Origin of the sequence: Nocardia sp. CA-290969, assembly GCF_050936135.1 — a bacterium.
GTDB lineage: Bacteria > Actinomycetota > Actinomycetes > Mycobacteriales > Mycobacteriaceae > Nocardia.
Map to the genome: position 1 here is coordinate 249,087 of NZ_JBNJNJ010000001.1, position 15,501 is coordinate 264,587.

16 protein-coding genes are annotated in these 15,501 nt (G+C 69.5%); 10 read left to right on the top strand and 6 right to left on the bottom strand.

The annotated features are described in order from the left end of the window. Window positions 1–100 precede the first annotated feature (100 nt). On the bottom strand, window positions 101–1,900 hold the full coding sequence (locus ACQEVO_RS01275; RefSeq protein WP_432907901.1) for a DEAD/DEAH box helicase: 1,800 nt from the start codon (window positions 1,898–1,900) through the stop codon (window positions 101–103). Window positions 1,901–1,960: 60 nt separating this feature from the next. Here ACQEVO_RS01275 and ACQEVO_RS01280 point away from each other — a divergent pair, with 60 nt between their 5' ends. Then, entirely contained in the window at window positions 1,961–2,791 is an 831-nt protein-coding gene (locus ACQEVO_RS01280; RefSeq protein WP_432907904.1) for a carbon-nitrogen hydrolase family protein, read from the top strand. A gap of 428 nt (window positions 2,792–3,219) precedes the next feature. Beyond that, window positions 3,220–3,864: a phosphoribosyltransferase gene (locus tag ACQEVO_RS01285; protein ID WP_432907907.1), complete on the top strand. Its 645-nt coding sequence runs from the start codon at window positions 3,220–3,222 to the stop codon at window positions 3,862–3,864. A gap of 31 nt (window positions 3,865–3,895) precedes the next feature. Here the strand turns inward: ACQEVO_RS01285 and ACQEVO_RS01290 are convergent, their stop codons facing one another. Both ACQEVO_RS01290 and ACQEVO_RS01295 read right to left on the bottom strand, forming a co-directional pair. Further along, window positions 3,896–5,023: an acyl-CoA dehydrogenase family protein gene (locus ACQEVO_RS01290; RefSeq protein ID WP_432907909.1), complete on the bottom strand. Its 1,128-nt coding sequence runs from the start codon at window positions 5,021–5,023 to the stop codon at window positions 3,896–3,898. 9 nt (window positions 5,024–5,032) lie between these two features. Continuing rightward, the gene (locus tag ACQEVO_RS01295; RefSeq protein WP_432907912.1) at window positions 5,033–6,205 is read right to left on the bottom strand and encodes an acyl-CoA dehydrogenase family protein; all 1,173 of its coding nucleotides are present in this window, start codon (window positions 6,203–6,205) and stop codon (window positions 5,033–5,035) included. Between the two features lie 230 nt (window positions 6,206–6,435). Between ACQEVO_RS01295 and ACQEVO_RS01300 the strand changes: the two genes are divergently transcribed. The 5 genes from ACQEVO_RS01300 to ACQEVO_RS01320 all read left to right on the top strand — a co-directional run bounded on the left by ACQEVO_RS01300 (window position 6,436) and on the right by ACQEVO_RS01320 (window position 10,441). Further along, window positions 6,436–7,194: a hypothetical protein gene (locus ACQEVO_RS01300; protein ID WP_432907914.1), complete on the top strand. Its 759-nt coding sequence runs from the start codon at window positions 6,436–6,438 to the stop codon at window positions 7,192–7,194. A 105-nt stretch (window positions 7,195–7,299) separates the two neighbouring features. Continuing rightward, entirely contained in the window at window positions 7,300–8,007 is a 708-nt protein-coding gene (locus ACQEVO_RS01305) for an alpha/beta hydrolase (RefSeq protein WP_432907917.1), read from the top strand. 40 nt (window positions 8,008–8,047) lie between these two features. Then, a complete protein-coding gene (locus ACQEVO_RS01310) occupies window positions 8,048–8,437 on the top strand; it encodes a hypothetical protein (protein WP_432922212.1) in 390 nt (129 codons plus the stop codon). Then, window positions 8,430–9,698: a WXG100 family type VII secretion target gene (locus ACQEVO_RS01315; RefSeq protein ID WP_432907920.1), complete on the top strand. Its 1,269-nt coding sequence runs from the start codon at window positions 8,430–8,432 to the stop codon at window positions 9,696–9,698. The genes ACQEVO_RS01310 and ACQEVO_RS01315 overlap by 8 nt, the downstream gene beginning before the upstream one ends. Next, a complete protein-coding gene (locus ACQEVO_RS01320) occupies window positions 9,680–10,441 on the top strand; it encodes an ESX secretion-associated protein EspG (protein WP_432907922.1) in 762 nt (253 codons plus the stop codon). The genes ACQEVO_RS01315 and ACQEVO_RS01320 overlap by 19 nt, the downstream gene beginning before the upstream one ends. Window positions 10,442–10,479: 38 nt before the next feature. Here ACQEVO_RS01320 and ACQEVO_RS01325 read toward each other — a convergent pair whose 3' ends face one another. Further along, entirely contained in the window at window positions 10,480–11,247 is a 768-nt protein-coding gene (locus ACQEVO_RS01325; protein ID WP_432907925.1) for a hypothetical protein, read from the bottom strand. 303 nt (window positions 11,248–11,550) lie between these two features. Here ACQEVO_RS01325 and ACQEVO_RS01330 point away from each other — a divergent pair, with 303 nt between their 5' ends. The 3 genes from ACQEVO_RS01330 to ACQEVO_RS01340 all read left to right on the top strand — a co-directional run bounded on the left by ACQEVO_RS01330 (window position 11,551) and on the right by ACQEVO_RS01340 (window position 14,166). Further along, window positions 11,551–11,844 (top strand): hypothetical protein, encoded by a 294-nt coding sequence (locus ACQEVO_RS01330; RefSeq protein WP_432907927.1) that lies wholly within the window; start codon window positions 11,551–11,553, stop codon window positions 11,842–11,844. A gap of 628 nt (window positions 11,845–12,472) precedes the next feature. Next, complete coding sequence (locus tag ACQEVO_RS01335; RefSeq protein WP_432907929.1) at window positions 12,473–13,558, top strand: S-(hydroxymethyl)mycothiol dehydrogenase; 1,086 nt, start codon at window positions 12,473–12,475, stop codon at window positions 13,556–13,558. Further along, on the top strand, window positions 13,555–14,166 hold the full coding sequence (locus ACQEVO_RS01340) for an MBL fold metallo-hydrolase (RefSeq protein ID WP_432907932.1): 612 nt from the start codon (window positions 13,555–13,557) through the stop codon (window positions 14,164–14,166). Before ACQEVO_RS01335 ends, ACQEVO_RS01340 begins: the two co-directional genes overlap by 4 nt. A 253-nt stretch (window positions 14,167–14,419) precedes the next feature. Here ACQEVO_RS01340 and ACQEVO_RS01345 read toward each other — a convergent pair whose 3' ends face one another. Together ACQEVO_RS01345 and ACQEVO_RS01350 are read right to left on the bottom strand one after the other, a co-directional pair. Continuing rightward, a complete protein-coding gene (locus ACQEVO_RS01345; RefSeq protein ID WP_432907935.1) occupies window positions 14,420–14,893 on the bottom strand; it encodes a nitroreductase family deazaflavin-dependent oxidoreductase in 474 nt (157 codons plus the stop codon). A 27-nt stretch (window positions 14,894–14,920) separates the two neighbouring features. After that, window positions 14,921–15,499, bottom strand: a complete 579-nt coding sequence (locus ACQEVO_RS01350; protein ID WP_432907938.1) for a TetR/AcrR family transcriptional regulator — start codon at window positions 15,497–15,499, stop codon at window positions 14,921–14,923. Window positions 15,500–15,501: the final 2 nt, after the last annotated feature.

The window sequence follows — 15,501 nt, forward strand, 5'->3', positions numbered from 1 at the left end:
ACGGCCCTCCTGCGCACCAGCGATACCCCCGGCGTGCACGCACACCGGACGCGGCCCACTGTAACCACCGCCTCCGGCCTGGTGGGAGGGACCGTGGATTCTACGAACGCGGTTTGCGCCGGTCCTGGCGTCTGGGTCCGTCGCGGCGCGGACCGCGACCGATCGACCGATGCCCGGGCGGGCCCTGGTCGAGCTGCAACTGGATGAGCACACCGCTGATCCGGGTACTCCGCAGCGCCTCCAGGGTGCCCGGCGGCAGCTGCGCCGGAAGCTCCACGAGACTGTGATCGGGACGGATGCTGATATGCCCGAAATCGCTGCGCCGCAGGCCACCCTCGTTGGCGATCGCGCCGACGATCGCGCCCGGCACCACCCGGTGCCGTTTACCGACGCTGATCCGGTAGGTGGCCAGTTCGGCGCCGGTGGCGCGATGCCGGCCCGGGCCGCGGTCGTCGAACCCGCCCTCGTCGAACTGGCGCGGTGCGCGTTCCCGGCGCGGCCGCTCCACCGGTTCCGGTTCGGCTTCGAGGAAGAAACTCTCCCCGTCGTGCGCGGCGACCGCCAGCGCCGCGGCGATATCGGCCAGCGGCGTGTTGTGTTCCTGTTCGTAGTCCTCGATGAGTTTGCGGAACAGTGCCAGATTGTCCGAGCTGAGGTTCTCGGTGATGGCGTCGCCGAATTTCGCGACCCGCTGCGCGTTCACATCGTCCACGCTGGGCAGCTGCATCTCGGTGAGCGGATGCCGGGTGGCGCGTTCGATGGATTTCAGCAGGTGGCGTTCCCGCGGCGCGACGAACAGCAGGGCCTCACCGCTGCGCCCGGCGCGGCCGGTGCGGCCGATCCGGTGCACATAGGACTCGGTGTCGTGCGGGATGTCGTAGTTCACCACATGCGAGATCCGGTCGACGTCGAGGCCGCGGGCCGCGACATCGGTGGCGACCAGGATGTCGAGGGTGCCCGCCTTCAACTGCCCGATGGTGCGTTCGCGCTGCGCCTGGGCGATATCGCCGTTGATCGCGGCGGCCGAGAACCCGCGTGCGCGCAACTTCTCGGCCAGCTCTTCGGTGGCCTGTTTGGTGCGCACGAAGATGATCATGGCCTCGAAGGCCTCGACCTCGAGGATCCGGGTGAGCGCGTCGAGTTTGCGCTGATGCGATACCAGCACCCAGCGCTGGGTGATGTTGGTGGCGGTGCTGGTCTTGGATTTGACCGTGATCTCGACCGGTTCCCGCAGATACTGCTTGGAGATCTTGCGGATCGCGGCGGGCATGGTGGCGGAGAACAACGCCACCTGCTTCTCGGCCGGGGTATCGGCGAGGATGCGCTCGACATCCTCCTGGAACCCCATCTTCAGCATCTCGTCGGCCTCGTCGAGCACCAGATAGCGCAGCTGGGACAGATCCAGCGTGCCCTTCTCCAGGTGATCGATCACCCGGCCGGGGGTACCCACCACGACCTGCGCGCCGCGGCGCAGACCCGATAGCTGTACCCCGTAGCTCTGCCCGCCGTAGATCGGCAGTACATGGGTGTTCGGCATATGGGTGGCGTAACGGCCGAACGCCTCGGCGACCTGGATCGCGAGTTCGCGGGTCGGCGCCAGCACCAGCGCGGCCGGTTGTTTGCCGGTGGGCCGGTCCTGCAGCAGCCCCATCAGGATCGGGATGGCGAAGGCGGCCGTCTTACCGGTACCGGTCTGCGCGAGCCCCACCACATCCGTGCCGGTGAGCAGCGGCGGGATGGTCGCGGCCTGAATGGGGGAAGGGGACTCGTAGCCGACATCGGCGATGGCCGCGAGAATCCGGTCATCGATCCCGAGATCGGCGAAGGACGGTCCGGCGGTTTCGGGTTCGGTATCGTTCACGTCCTCGCCGAGGCTGCCGTCGCCCTGATTGGTGCTCATTGACCAGGAGTTTACCGGGAGCGCCTGGTTGTCCGGCCCACGGGCCCATACGGTGTCTGCATGGATGCCGTCGATCAGCCGTGCGCGGACGCACCGGCTCTGGCCGTGGTGCAGTTCGCGCCGCATACCGATATCGATACCAATCTCGCGGCGCTCACCGAGCATGTGCGCGCCGCGGCCGCGCGGGGCGCGCGGATCGTGGTCGCCCCCGAATACTCGATGTTCGCGCTGGGCCGCCTCGACGAACGGATCCACGCCGCCGCCCAGCCCCTCGACGGCCCGTTCGTCACCGCGCTGAGCCGGCTCGCTGCCGAGACCGGGGTGTATCTGGTGGCCGGGGTCGTCGAGACCACCACCCCCGACGACGGCCGGATCTACAACACACTGGTCGTGCTGGGCCCCGACGGCCGGCTGCACACCCATTACCGCAAGGTGCATCTCTACGACGCCTTCGGCCAGACGGAATCGGAGATCGTCCGGCCCGGGCCGCTCACCGAGCCGCCCCTGTTCACCGCCGACGGGCTGACCTTCGGCCTGCAGACATGCTTCGACCTCCGCTTCCCGGAGGGATTCCGCAGGCTGGCCGCGGCCGGTGCGGAGGTCGTCCTGCTGCCGGCCCAGTGGATCCCCGGCCCCGGAAAGATCGACCAGTGGACCACCCTGCTGCGGGCGCGCGCCATCGAGAACACGGTCTATCTGGCGGCGGCCGATCAGTGCGGGCCGCGCGGCGCGGGCTCCTCGATGATCGTCGACCCGGCGGGCCGGGTACTGAGCGAACTGGCCGACGAACCGGGCATCGCCTCGGCGCAGCTGGAACCCGAGGTGTTGCAGAAGGTGCGCCGGAGCAACCCGAGCCTGTCCCTGCGCCGGTTCGATATCACCACTCCCTAGCGTTGGCTGTCTACGTCGGCGGCGATGAGGCGGCCGAGTCGCGACCATGCCGATGGAGCTGGTTCGAGACTGTGCCGGTGGAGGCGGCTCACAATCACGTAGGTGAAGGCGGCGTCGGTGCCGATGGAGACTGTGACGGCGCCGCTCACGGCGATGTCGAGGCCATCTGTGGTGGTGGCTCATTGCGGTGCCCGGGACATGCGCCAGCCTCCGGTGCCGATTACCGGACCTCCGCGCCCGTGCCCTGTGCGTCGCGGCGTCGAGCGCAGTTCGCTGCGGCACCATGCAACCGGTGGTTCGCGCCGGCACCAGCGGAAAGACACTGCCGGGGCCATTGCGAGCGACCCCGAGGCGTTGTATCGGCGAGACGCAGGGCGCCGTCGGCGGTGCACGCCCGCGGCACGGGAAGCGAGTAGCGTTTGAAGGTAATGCTCTATGCCGATCGCCTGTCCGCCGGGCGCGCGCTGGGAAGCGAATTGACGCACCTGCGTGCGACGGATGCGCCCGGCCCGCTGGTGCTGGGGCTGCCGCGGGGCGGTGTGCCGGTGGCGGCGGCGGTACGCGACGCGATCGGCGGGGATCTCGACATCCTGCTGGTCCGCAAACTGGGCGTCCCCTGGCAGCCGGAACTGGCCGCGGGAGCGATCGGGGAGCACGGGGTGCGGGTGATCAACTCCGACGTCGTGCGCCAGACCGGCCTGGATACAAGGCGCTTGGACGCGATCGAGGTGGAGGAACGCGAAGAACTGGCACGGCGCAGCGCGATCTGGCGAGGTGATCACCCGCCGATACCGCTGCGCGACCGCACCGTGGTGCTCGTCGACGACGGTATTGCGACTGGTGCGTCGATGGTCGTGGCCTGCCGGGTAGCACGGGCTCAGGAACCGCGCCGGCTCGTGGTGGCGATACCGGTCGCGGCGCCGGAGGCATTACCGCGGCTGCGCGCCGAAGCCGACGAGGTGGTGTGCCCGCATGCTCCGGCGGCCTTGGCCGGGGTGGGTGGTGCCTACCGGGATTTCCATCAGCTCGCCGATGACGAGGTGAGCCGGTTGCTCCGGCCGGACACCCGCTGAGCGGTAGGTGCGGGGTCCGGCCGGAAGCGGGTTACAGCTCCGGCTGCGCGTAGTCACCGACCCGGTCGGTGAGGATCCGCAGATGCTCCAGACCGCTGCCGAGGGTGCGCTCGATGGCGGTCAGCCGGGCCACGTAGTGGCTCACGGGGTATTCGGAGGTGACCCCGATACCGCCGTGCATCTGGATCGCCTCCTGCCCGATGTGCCGCGCCGAGCGGCCGGCCTGCAACCGGGCCCGGGAGGCGATCACCGCGTCGCCGGGGGCATCGACCAGGGCAGCGGTGAGGTAGTAGCTCATACTGCGGGCCAGTTCCAGCGAGACGTACATATTCGCGGCGCGCTGGGTCAGTGTCTGGAACTTCGACAGCGTTACCCCGAACTGTTTACGGGTCTTGAGGTACTCGGTGGTGAGCCGCAGCGCTTCCGCCATTGCCCCGACCGACTCCGCGCACAGCCCGGCCTGGGCCTGCACGAGTACCTCGTCCACGGTGGCGGCGGCATCCTCGGCCGTGCCCAGCAGTTCCGCCGGGGCCCCGGCGAATTCCACCTGCGACCCGCGCAGGCTGTCGACCGTCGCGTACGGGGTCCGGGTGACACCGCTGGCATCCGCGGCGACCAGGAACAGTCCCAGGCCCCCGCCGGGCAGGGTCGCGCTGACCACCAGTTCGTCGGCGCAGTCGCCGTGCGGTACCGGATTCTTCACGCCGGTCAGCGTGTAGCCGTCGCCCTGTGCGGTGGCGGTGGTCTCGATCGTGTGATCGGGCCAGCGGGTACCGGGTTCACCGTGCGCGAAGGCGAGCAGTTTCGAACCGGCCGCGACCTCGGGCAGGATCCGCTGCCGCTGATCGGCGGTACCGATCGCGCTGATCAAGCCGCCCGGCACCAGGACCGCGTCCAGCAGCGGTTCCGGGGCCAGCCGGCGCCCGAACTCCTCGAGCACCAGCATGGTCTCCACCGGGCCCGCGTCCATCCCGCCGTCCTTCTCGGCGAAACTCAGCCCGAGGACGCCCAGCTCGGCGAGCTGCCCCCAGACCTCGCGGCTCCAGCCGAGGTCGGTCGCGGTGACGGCGAGGCGCGCCTCCGGGTTGTAGTGGCGATTGAGCAGGTCACGCACCGTATCGCGGAGCATGACCTGTTCGTCGGTGAGATCGAAATCCATAACCTGACCTCACAATCCGAGGATCGAGGAGGCGATGATGGTGCGCTGCACCTCGCTGGAACCTCCGTAGATGGTTGTTTTGCGGTAGTTGAGGTAACTGGGCCCGGTGCGCTGCGCCCACTCCGGCGAGGCGATATCCCCGGCGCCGACGGGCAGGGCATCCGGGCCGGCGATATCGAGCAGGAGTTCGGTGGCCGCCTGCTGCAGCTCCGAACCGCGCATCTTCAGTACCGAGGAGGCCGGGTTGGGTTTGCCCTCGCTCGACTGCGACACCACCCGCAGCTGGGTGAGTTCCAGGGCGAGCAGTTCGTTCTCCAGTTCGGCGATCCGCGCCGCGAACAGCGGATCCTCGAGGAGCGTGCCCGAACCCGACTTGGTGGCCGCCGCGTATTCCTTGGCCACCCCGATCTTCACCTTGGTCCGGCCGACGGCGGTGATCCCGGTGCGTTCGTTGCCGAGCAGGAACTTGGCATAGGTCCAGCCCATGTTCTCCTCACCGACCAGCTGATCGGCGGGAACCCGCACATTCTCGAAGAAGACCTCGTTGACCTCGTAACCGCCGTCGATGAGTTTGATCGGGCGGATGGTGACGCCGGGGGTCTTCACGTCGAAGAGCAGCATGGAGATCCCGGCCTGCTTCTTCGGGGCGTTGGGATCGGTGCGGACCAGGCAGAAGATCCAGTCGGCCCACTGCGCCAGCGTGGTCCAGATCTTCTGGCCGTTGACGATGTAGGAGTCGCCGTCGCGGACGGCGGTGGTGCGCAACGAGGCCAGGTCGGAGCCGGCGTCGGGTTCGGAGAAGCCCTGGCACCACCAGATATCGAGGTTGGCGGTGGCCGGCAGGAAGCGCTTCTTCAGTTCCTCGGAGCCGAACTGGGCGATGACCGGGCCGATCATGGTGGCGTTGAAGGTCAGCGGGTCGGGCACGCTGGCCAGCTGCATCTCGTCCTGCCAGATATGCCGCTGCATGGGGGTCCAGTCCTTGCCGCCCCATTCCACCGGCCAGTTCGGCACGGCCAGGCCGTGCTCGTTGAGGATCCGGTGCGCTGTCACGACGTCCTCACGGGACAGCTCGCGACCGTACTTCACACGTTCACGGATCTCGGCGGGGATCGCGGTGGTGTAGATCTTCCGCAGCTCGTCGCGGAAGGCGACCTCGTCGGGAGACAGAGTTAATTTCATACACATCTCCAAATATGTCTCGATTGTCCCGGCATCGAATTTACACCCACGCCCAATCGTGCCGCGTCGAGTGCATCACATGCACCGCCCGGATACCGCCCATAACCCCAGCCGAGAGCAGAGTGTGACCGGGCGGTGTCCCTGCGAGGCTGGTACCTTGCAGCGGTGGGCGGGGGATGGCCGGCGGGTCCGGCACGCCATCGCCGCGAGCGGAAATAGGGAGTTCAGCAGTGCACAAGAGAATCGTCGCGCGTACCGCGGCCACGGCGGCCGCCCTGGGTATCGGTGCCGCGCTCACCTTCACCACGCCGGCGGCCGCCGCACCCGAGCCCCCCACTCCCGGCGAAGCCGCGCTGATCGCCCTCACCGAGCAGACCGCGAACGATCCCTCGGCCCGTCCCGGCGTGGACGCCCTGCGCAGCTACCACGACATCGTGGCCGCGAGCGAGATCAGCGATATCAGCCACTACGCGCCCTTCGTCTACGCGGCGCCGACCTTCGGCTGCGGGGACAACGGGCTGATCACCACGACCTTCGCGGCCGCCACCGCCAACGGCCCGAGTATCAACCTGCACGGCAAACCCGGCACGCTCACCTTCCACGCCACACCCCGCCACTCCGGAATTCCGCAGGCCTCGGGCCTGGTGGTCGCGTGGATCAACATCAACAACGGCCGCGCGGGCCTGGACATGCTCAGCGATGTCACCGAGTTCGGCACCGCGTCGCTGTCGCGGACCGTGGACAGCGGGCCGGGCACCGTGCTCGCCTCGATGTGGGGCACCGTCGACTACCCCGGCGCCCTCTGCGTGATGACGCCCACCGTCGGCCTGTTCTCGGTCCCGGACGAGCCGCCGGCCCCGGCGGTCCCGGTGCCCGACGCGGCCACCCCGCAGCAGGCTCCCGCTCCGGCGCCCGCCCCGGGCCAGCCGGGCGCGCCGGCCCCGGCTCCCGCTCCGGCTCCGGCGGCCCCGCCTGCTCCCGCACCGTAGTCCGCTCCCGCACCCGCTCCGCCCGCCGCCGGCTACTGCCTCGGCATAGCCGTTGTCGCCGGCCGCGGCGGTTCCGGGGGCCGGATCGTTTGCCAGAATCCGACCATGGGGTTCTTCGAGGGCGCTCGCGGCCGGTTGCACTATCGCGACCGGCCGGTCGACGGGGCCGTTGCCGTATCGGCGCTGCTCCCAGGTTCGGGTCAGCACAGCGGGCATTATCACGAGTTCGCGCGCCGGCTGAACGCCGCCGGCATCGCGGTATCGGTGCTGGATACCGCCGGGCAGGGGCTCAGCGAGGGAGATGCCGATCGGCCCGCCCGCCTGCCCGAACTGGTGGACGACGCGGTGCGTTTCGTCGCCGAGGTGCGCGCGGGTAGCCCGGATCTGCCACTGACCCTCATGGGACATTCACTGGGCGCGATCACGGCGCTCGCCGCGCTCGGCGCCGCCCGGCCGGTTCCCGCCGCGGCGGTCGGTGGCAGCACCCCGAAAACCACCGAGTACCCGGTGGATCCGGTGCTCGATCCACGGGAACTGGCAGGTCTGGTCCTGTGCGGAACACCGGCGCGGGTGCTCGGCGGTACCCCGGCGGCCGGCCCGCCACTGCCGCCCACCTTGATGGTGCACGGCGCCGACGACCGGCGGGCACCGATCGAACCGGTGCGCGCATGGTCCCGGCGGTATGCGGTGCACCTGTGCGAATACTCCGATGCCGGGCACGATCTGCTGCACGAGCGCGTGCGCGGCCGGGTCACGGCGGATATCGTGGCGTGGACGCAGGAGATCGTCGCGGGGCCGGCGCGGCGAGGATGAGAGCCGCTGGGCGACAGCGGAAAAGGAAGGGGGTCCGGTGATGCAGCCGAATACGATTGCCGCGCTCGGCGCTGCCGTCGAAGACGGGCAACTGTGGATCGATGGAGTTCTGGTCGCCGAGGGGGCGCCGGAGCGGTGTGCACTGCGCTACGAGCAGCTCGCCGATCAGGTAGACGCGCAGATCGAAACCCTCGCCGGGGCACGGGTCCTGCCCGGTTTCGGTGGTTTCGCCTCCGGTGCGGACCTGCGCGGTGGGTTCGAGGGCAAGGCCGGTGACGCGATCGAAGCGCTGCGCAACTATGCCGGAGCCGCCCGGCAACTGGCACACACCTTCCGGATCGCCGCTGCCGCCTATCAGCAGGCAGATTCCGAGGTATCGGCCGCGCTCGGCGCGGCCACGGCGGAAGTGAGCGGAGTGGCCGGTGCGTGAACTACCGCGAACCGGGTTGCGGGGCGCCCACAACCGGGTCGACCCCGACTACGCGCCGACGGTCGAAGTATTCGACAACCTCACCCACGAACAGATCCACGCCGGGGTCGCGCTGCTGGACCCGTCGGCGCTGCAGACCGGCGGCCAGCTGTGGCAGTCCGCCGCCACCGGACTCACCGATGCCGTGGCGCAGGCACATACCGAGATCCGCGGCGCCATCGCCGACGGCTGGCGCGGCGCGGCCGCGGGGATGGCCGGGGCCGCGGTCCGCGATTTCGAGGCCGCCGGCCGGCAGCTCGCCGATGTCCTGGCCACGGTCGGGCAGCGGCTGGGGCAGGCCGGTGACGCCGCGGAAACGCTACGCGCCGGTATCGGCGCACCCGCCGGCAGCGCGCCCGATCTTCCGGCCGCACTGCTGGATCCGCATGCGGCCACCGGCAATATCACCGCCCAGCAGGTGGCCGAGGGGGAACGCGCAGACGCCGTGCGGGTGATGGAGAGCGTCTATACCGGTGCTTTCATTCCGACCGGCGCACAGGTCCCCGCCTTTCCCGAGCTGCCCGGCGGGGCACCGGGTGATCCCGGTGCGGTGGTCGCGTGTCCCGCCCCGGCCGCGACCACGGCGGCCACAAACAAGCCGGTGGAACAAACTCTTTCGCATTCCGCGCCGGGCTCCCCGGTGCTGCCGGAGGACGGGCCGGGCGCGGCCGGGGCCACCGAGGACCCGGCTCCCGCTGCGCCGGCTACGTCCGTCGTCACCGCGACGCCCACTCCCGCGGCGCCGGATACGCCTGTCCCGGCGGTCGAGCCGCAGGCCACCACCACCGCCGGTGCCCAGCCGCCGGCGCCGCTGCCCGCGGCCACCGCGCCGGCGACGGCCACCGGCGGTCAGCCCGTCGCCCCGGCCGCGGCGCCGGGTGCGCCGCTGTTCGCCGTACCCGTCCGCCCGGCCGCGTCCGGCGGCGACGATGAGCGCAACCGCGAAGAGCAGCAGCGTAATTCGGGCGGCGAGGCGATCACCGGAATGGGTGCCGGCGCGATCGGCGGCATGATGGGTGGCGCGATGGCCGCCGACACCGTGCGTTCGGGCTCCTCGGTAGCACCGGTCCGCGCCGAACGGACCGCCGACGAAGACGACGAACTGCATTTCAGCGATGAGGAACTCACCTTCCTGGAACCGGCCGAGGCAGGCGGGCAACTGATCGGCGCCCTGGATCCGACCACCCCGCCGGTGCTGGGCGAGTGGACCGAAGCGGAGTGAACTGGATCCTCACCCCGGACCAGCTGGCGCTGGCCTGGGAGCGCACCGTCGGCGACCGTATTCCCTATCCGCTGGCGGTGCGGCTGTCCGCTCGCGATTCCGCCGAACGCACGGCCCAGTTGCCCGCGCTGCGGGACTGGTGCGACAGCACGCTCGACGCCGATCTGGAAGCCGCACTGCGGGTACTGGCCGCACCCGAGGTGAGTGTGGCGGGCTACGGGCAGGACGCCACCGGCAGCCCCAGCGCCCGCATACTGGGCGCCTCGGCGGGGCATATCGGAGTCGTCGCGACCCAGCGGCCGGGCAGCGCGCCGGACCGCGGCGCCGAGATCCGGATTCAGGCCGGCGCCGCCGGCTCGCTCCCGGTGCGGGTGATCGCCGCGTTGCCGGGTGTGCCGGCCGGTACCGGGAGCCGGTTACGCGCTCCGCGCGCCGAAGTCGTTCAGGACAGCCGGGACAGGGTGACGGTGCCGGTCTCCGGCCCCACCGTGGCGACCCGGATCCGGCAGCGACTGAACCGGCCGCGGGACGGTATCGGGCAGCTGGTGGTCTCGGTGCACCGCCCGGCGCGGACCGATCCGTTCGGGGTGCTCTGCTGGATCGATATCGCGGGCGACGGCCGCTACGCGATACACACCGGCACCATGGTCGATATCGCGGCCGTGGACGCCGAGCGGTTCACGAATTCGCTGCGTCCCATGGTGACCGGTGCGCAGCGGGCGATGGCCCATGCCGAGGTGTGAGCCGCCCGCCGGCCCCGCGTCGATTCCGGACAGCCCGGTCAGCCGCCGTATTGCGGCGGGGCGGTGGGGAGGATGGTGATCGGCGCGACCGGCGTCGTGGATTGCGGCACGGTGGTCTCCTCGGTTGCCGAGGGGAGCGTATAGGGCTGCGGCTGCTCGGTTTCCGGGACCGGTGCGGACGGCGTCCGGGTCGTGCGGGCCGGTTCGGTGCCCGGTAGCGGCTGCTCGTCGTCCGGTACCGCGGACCCCGCGGGTGCTTCGGCGGTGGGGAGTTCGGAGCTGGTGGTGGGTGCCGGCGCCGCGGGCGACTCGGCCGGCGGGTCCGTTTCGGTCCCGGTGACCGGAGGGGTGGTGGGAACCGGTGATTCGCGGTACGCCGGTGCGATTTCCGGCGCCGACGGCGAGCCGGCGGCCGGCTCCTGTTCGGGGGAAGGTGTGGCCGAGAGAGTGGCGCGCCGGCCCGTCGTCTCCTCGGTGTCCGGCGATTCGCCGGACGTGCGCGGGCTCGTCGACGCACCGGCCGAGGAGGTGACCGAGATCTGGTATTCGGGTGGGAGTGTGCGGCGCGGTCCAGGGTCGGGAGCGATCCGCCAGCTGGGCGAAGGCGGGATCACCACCTGAGCGATCGTGGTGGCTGTGGGGTCCGAGTACCCGGCCTGTTCGACGGCCTGCGGTCCCGAATGGATCGGGGGCGGTGGCACGTAGGTGTCTTCCTGACCGATCCCGCAGGCACCGATGAAAACCAGCCCGAGGGATACCGCTCCGGCAGCGGCCAAGGGGCCGGCGACCTTCGTTTTGCTGTCCATCGGTGACGCTCCTGTGATAAGTCAGTGGCCTCACCTTAATCGAGGGTGCCTGCCGGAACCAGCCCAACCCGTGGCGATTCCGCAGGTTACCGGCATGTAGGGCGTGGTCCGGCAGGGAATTTCAGGTATCGAATTGATATCGGCCGCGTGTCGCGGGCTTGTGTTGCGTAACAATCGTCGGGTTGTGGCCTTAGCGTATGTTGCAGAAGTGACACATGGGGCGCCGGAGTTCTCATGGTGTCGGTGCACTGCAGTGGGTAGGCGCGACGTGATTTACGGAGCGGCGCCATCGAGGAGTAGATGATGGGAGACCAGACCACCACCGACTTGCCCGGCGTGGCGGAGGAATCCGCTACGCGGGCGGTGGACAGCGAACCGGGGGTGACCGGTTCGTCCGGTTCCGGGTCGACGGTGGGGAGAGTGCTCGGCTGGCTGGTGTTCGCCGGCGGGCTCGGTGCGGCGGTCTACGGAATCGCCACCCTGCATGTCGTGATCAGTGTCGTCGGTCTCATCCTCGCCTGTACCGCGGGTCTGACGCTGCTCAAGCTGCGCGCGGACGGGACCGGTCCCGAACCGGAAGTCGGCATCGCGGGCTGAGCGGCCGAGCCTTCCGCCGCTGCGCCGCACGCGCGATGAACCGGGCGTCGAGCTCACCGTCGCGCCCTTGTTGCTTCTCCTGAACCCTCGGCGGCCGCGCGCTGCGCACTCAGTGGGACATGTGTCCGATCACCATTACGGACAGTTGTGCGTATGAATCGGTGGATTCTGCTGCGGCCGAGTGGCGCCTTTCCGTGGTAATCGGACGTTTGCCCAGTCCGACCGTCGTCGGTACCTTGGGCTCCGGTCGGGACGGATCAGGAGGAAAAGGAAGATGATCGAAGCCGGGTCCGCGGCCCTGAATCTGGCGAATCTCGTCACGAATATTGCCGCCAATGTGACCTATCTCCTGCAGGCCTGGGGAGTTATCTGAGGGTTTGCCACCGGAACGGCGGGGCGTCCGATGGGCGCCTCGCCGTTCTGTGTACCGGGCGTCGGCGCGCTTCGATGCGAGCGCCCGCGCGTTTCGGGGACGTACGCAACAACCCCCGCGGGCGGCTAACGTATGCGGCAACGTGCATCACCGCATGAGCGAGTCAAGGCCCGGAGGCGGCAGCGCAGCGTCACCACGCCGGGCCGGTGCTCATACGCGATGAACAGCGCATGACCGCCCCCGAGAGGAGACGCAGTGCCCCAGCAGGTCCGAGGTGTTATCGCCCGTAGTTCCGGCGCCCCGGTCGAAGTCGTCCCGATTGTCATACCCGACCCCGGGCCGCGCGATGTGGTGGTGAAGATCCAGGCCTGCGGGGTGTGCCACACCGATCTCACCTACCGCGAAGGCGGCATCAACGACGAATTCCCGTTCCTGCTCGGGCACGAGGCCGCCGGTGTGGTGGAAACGGTGGGTTCGGCGGTGACCCACGTCGAGCCGGGCGATTTCGTGATCCTGAACTGGCGCGCGGTCTGCGGACAGTGCCGGGCCTGTAAACGCGGCCGGCCCTGGTACTGCTTCGATACCTTCAACGCGAGCGTGCCGATGACCCTCGAGGACGGCACCGAGCTCACCCCCGCACTCGGCATCGGGGCGTTCGCCGACAAGACGCTGGTGCACGAGGGACAGTGCACCAAGGTGGATCCGGAAACGGATCCGGCCGTGGCCGGGCTGCTCGGCTGTGGGGTGATGGCCGGACTGGGCGCCGCCGTGAACACCGGCAATGTCGGCCGGGGTGATTCGGTGGCGGTATTCGGGTGCGGTGGCGTGGGCGACGCCGCCATCGCCGGTGCGCGGCTGGCGGGGGCGGGCACCATCATCGCGGTGGACACCGACGCCCGGAAGTTCGACTGGGCCCGCGAACTCGGCGCCACCCATACCGTGGACGCGTCCGCCACCGACGCGGTCGAGGCGATCCAGGAACTCACCGGCGGCTTCGGCGCCGATGTGGTGATCGACGCCGTCGGCCGGCCGGAAACCTGGAAGCAGGCCTTCTACGCCCGCGACCTGGCCGGCACGGTTGTACTGGTGGGGGTACCGACTCCCGATATGAAACTCGAGATGCCGCTGATCGATTTCTTCAGCCGCGGCGGCGCCCTGAAATCCTCCTGGTACGGCGACTGCCTGCCGGAACGCGATTTCCCCATGCTGATCGACCTGTACCGGCAGGGCCGGCTGCCGCTGGACAAGTTCGTCACCGAGCGGATCGGCCTCGACGCCGTGGAACAGGCGTTCACCACCATGCACGGCGGCGCCGTACTGCGCTCGGTGGTGGTCCTGTGACAGCGCGGGTGGACCGGGTCGTCACCGAGGGACAGTTCTGCCTCGACGGCGGCTGCTGGGATGTGGCGAACAATATCTGGCTGGTCGGCGACGACAGCGAGGTCCTGATCATCGACGCCGCGCACGACGCCCAGCCGATCCTGGACGCGGTCGCGGGCCGCCGGGTGACAGCCATCATCTGCACCCACGCCCACAACGATCACGTGACGGTGGCGCCCACCCTCTCGGCCGCCACCGGCGCGCCGATCCATCTGCACCCCGACGACGATGTGCTCTGGCAGCAGACCCATCCCGGTGTCGAGTACCAGGCGTTGTCGGCCGGCGAGGTCTTCGAGATCGCCCGCGCGGAACTGCGGGTACTGCACACCCCGGGCCATTCCCCGGGGTCGTGCTGCCTGCATCTGCCGGACAACGGCGTGCTCTTCAGCGGGGACACACTGTTCGAAGGTGGCCCGGGTGCGACCGGACGCTCGTATTCCGACTACCCGACCATCCTCTCGTCCATCGCGCGGTTGTTCGTGCTCCCGGACGAGACGGTGGTACACACCGGGCACGGGCCGGATACAACTCTCGGTGCCGAGCATGCCAACGTCCCGGCCGCACCTTGACGGGAAGGACGCCGGCTCGCGCGGGCCTACGGTCCCGGTGATGCCGCCTGCGGACACGTAACGGCCCGGGCCGGAAGCCTTCCCCGTGCGTGCGGGGATGATCCCTTCGTTGCTGAAGGACGGGATGGCCGGCGGCTCCCCGCATTCGCGGGGATAGGCGTTCAGAACATCGAACGTGCCTGCGGAACGTTGGCAGCACATTCCGGTGGCCCCCGACGGCGACGCGACTGTCGCCGTCGAGGGCAGCCGACATTCAGCTGCGGGGCTCCAGGATGAAGACGGGGATCTTGCGGTCGGTCCAGGACTGGTAATTGTCGAAATCCGCGTACAGTTCGACCAATTTCGGCCACAGAACATCGCGTTCGGTGTCGTCTGCGACGCGGGCGCGGACGGGTATGCGGTCCTTGCCGACCTGGACGGCGGTATCCGGCCGGGCCACGAGATTGTGGTACCACTGCGGATTCTTGGGCTGCCCGCCCTGCGAGGCGACGATGATGATGTTCGCGCCGTCGCGCAGGTACAGCAGGGGCGTCGCGAAGTGTTTTCCGGATTTGCGGCCGGTGTGCTCGAGCAGCAGCGTCGGGACCGGTTTGCGGAAGCCCGCCCCGACCCGCCATTTCCCGCCGATCCGCCCGCCGGTGCGCTGGTAGGTCCAGGTATTGACCTTCGCCATGTATTTGATGATGGTGGTGACCAGAGGCGAATCGAGTTGCTTGGGTCGGTCCATAGGTGTTACCGAACTTTCTTCCGTTGCTCAGCGCAGGATCAACAGGGCCGACTTCTCGATGAGGTCGGCGATATCGGCGTAGGAGGCATAACCCATACCCGCCCGCACCAGCGCGCCCGCGTAGACGAGTTCGAGGGAGACCACGACCTCGGGATCGGGGTCGGGGCCGAGGGCGCGTTCGATCCGGGTGCGGATTTCCAGGCCGATGCGGGCCCGCAGATGGGCCACGTCGGGGTCGCGGCCCAGCAGCGCGCTGGTCACCGCCCCCGCGACCTCCTGATCGTCGGCGACGAGCATGGCGATGGCGCGTAGTTCGGCCACCACCCGGATCGTGGGATCGGGATCCTCGCTCGCCGGGGACGGCGCCGCCACCAGCCGGCGCCAGAAGATCTCGGCGACGAGATGTTCCTTCGACGAGAAATAGGTGTACGCGGTGGCGGTGCCGACACCGGCCGCGGCGGCGACCATCCGGATGGTCATCCCCGCGAACCCCTCGCGGGTCAGCACATCCACCGCTGCCTTCGTCAGTTTGTCGACCGTATCGGCCTGTTTCGCGGACAGGCGGCGACGGGTCGCTTCGACGACGAGGGGTTCACCTTCGGACATGT

What these genes read in the sequence shown, in the direction of transcription:
- ACQEVO_RS01275 (WP_432907901.1), bottom strand. Translation starts at nt 1,900, where the DNA reads ATGAGCACCAATCAGGGCGACGGCAGCCTCGGCGAGGACGTGAACGAT.
- ACQEVO_RS01280 (WP_432907904.1), top strand. Translation starts at nt 1,961, where the DNA reads ATGGATGCCGTCGATCAGCCGTGCGCGGACGCACCGGCTCTGGCCGTG.
- ACQEVO_RS01285 (WP_432907907.1), top strand. Translation starts at nt 3,220, where the DNA reads ATGCTCTATGCCGATCGCCTGTCCGCCGGGCGCGCGCTGGGAAGCGAA.
- ACQEVO_RS01290 (WP_432907909.1), bottom strand. Translation starts at nt 5,023, where the DNA reads ATGGATTTCGATCTCACCGACGAACAGGTCATGCTCCGCGATACGGTG.
- ACQEVO_RS01295 (WP_432907912.1), bottom strand. Translation starts at nt 6,205, where the DNA reads ATGAAATTAACTCTGTCTCCCGACGAGGTCGCCTTCCGCGACGAGCTG.
- ACQEVO_RS01305 (WP_432907917.1), top strand. Translation starts at nt 7,300, where the DNA reads ATGGGGTTCTTCGAGGGCGCTCGCGGCCGGTTGCACTATCGCGACCGG.
- ACQEVO_RS01310 (WP_432922212.1), top strand. Translation starts at nt 8,048, where the DNA reads ATGCAGCCGAATACGATTGCCGCGCTCGGCGCTGCCGTCGAAGACGGG.
- ACQEVO_RS01325 (WP_432907925.1), bottom strand. Translation starts at nt 11,247, where the DNA reads ATGGACAGCAAAACGAAGGTCGCCGGCCCCTTGGCCGCTGCCGGAGCG.
- ACQEVO_RS01330 (WP_432907927.1), top strand. Translation starts at nt 11,551, where the DNA reads ATGGGAGACCAGACCACCACCGACTTGCCCGGCGTGGCGGAGGAATCC.
- ACQEVO_RS01345 (WP_432907935.1), bottom strand. Translation starts at nt 14,893, where the DNA reads ATGGACCGACCCAAGCAACTCGATTCGCCTCTGGTCACCACCATCATC.
- ACQEVO_RS01350 (WP_432907938.1), bottom strand. Translation starts at nt 15,499, where the DNA reads ATGTCCGAAGGTGAACCCCTCGTCGTCGAAGCGACCCGTCGCCGCCTG.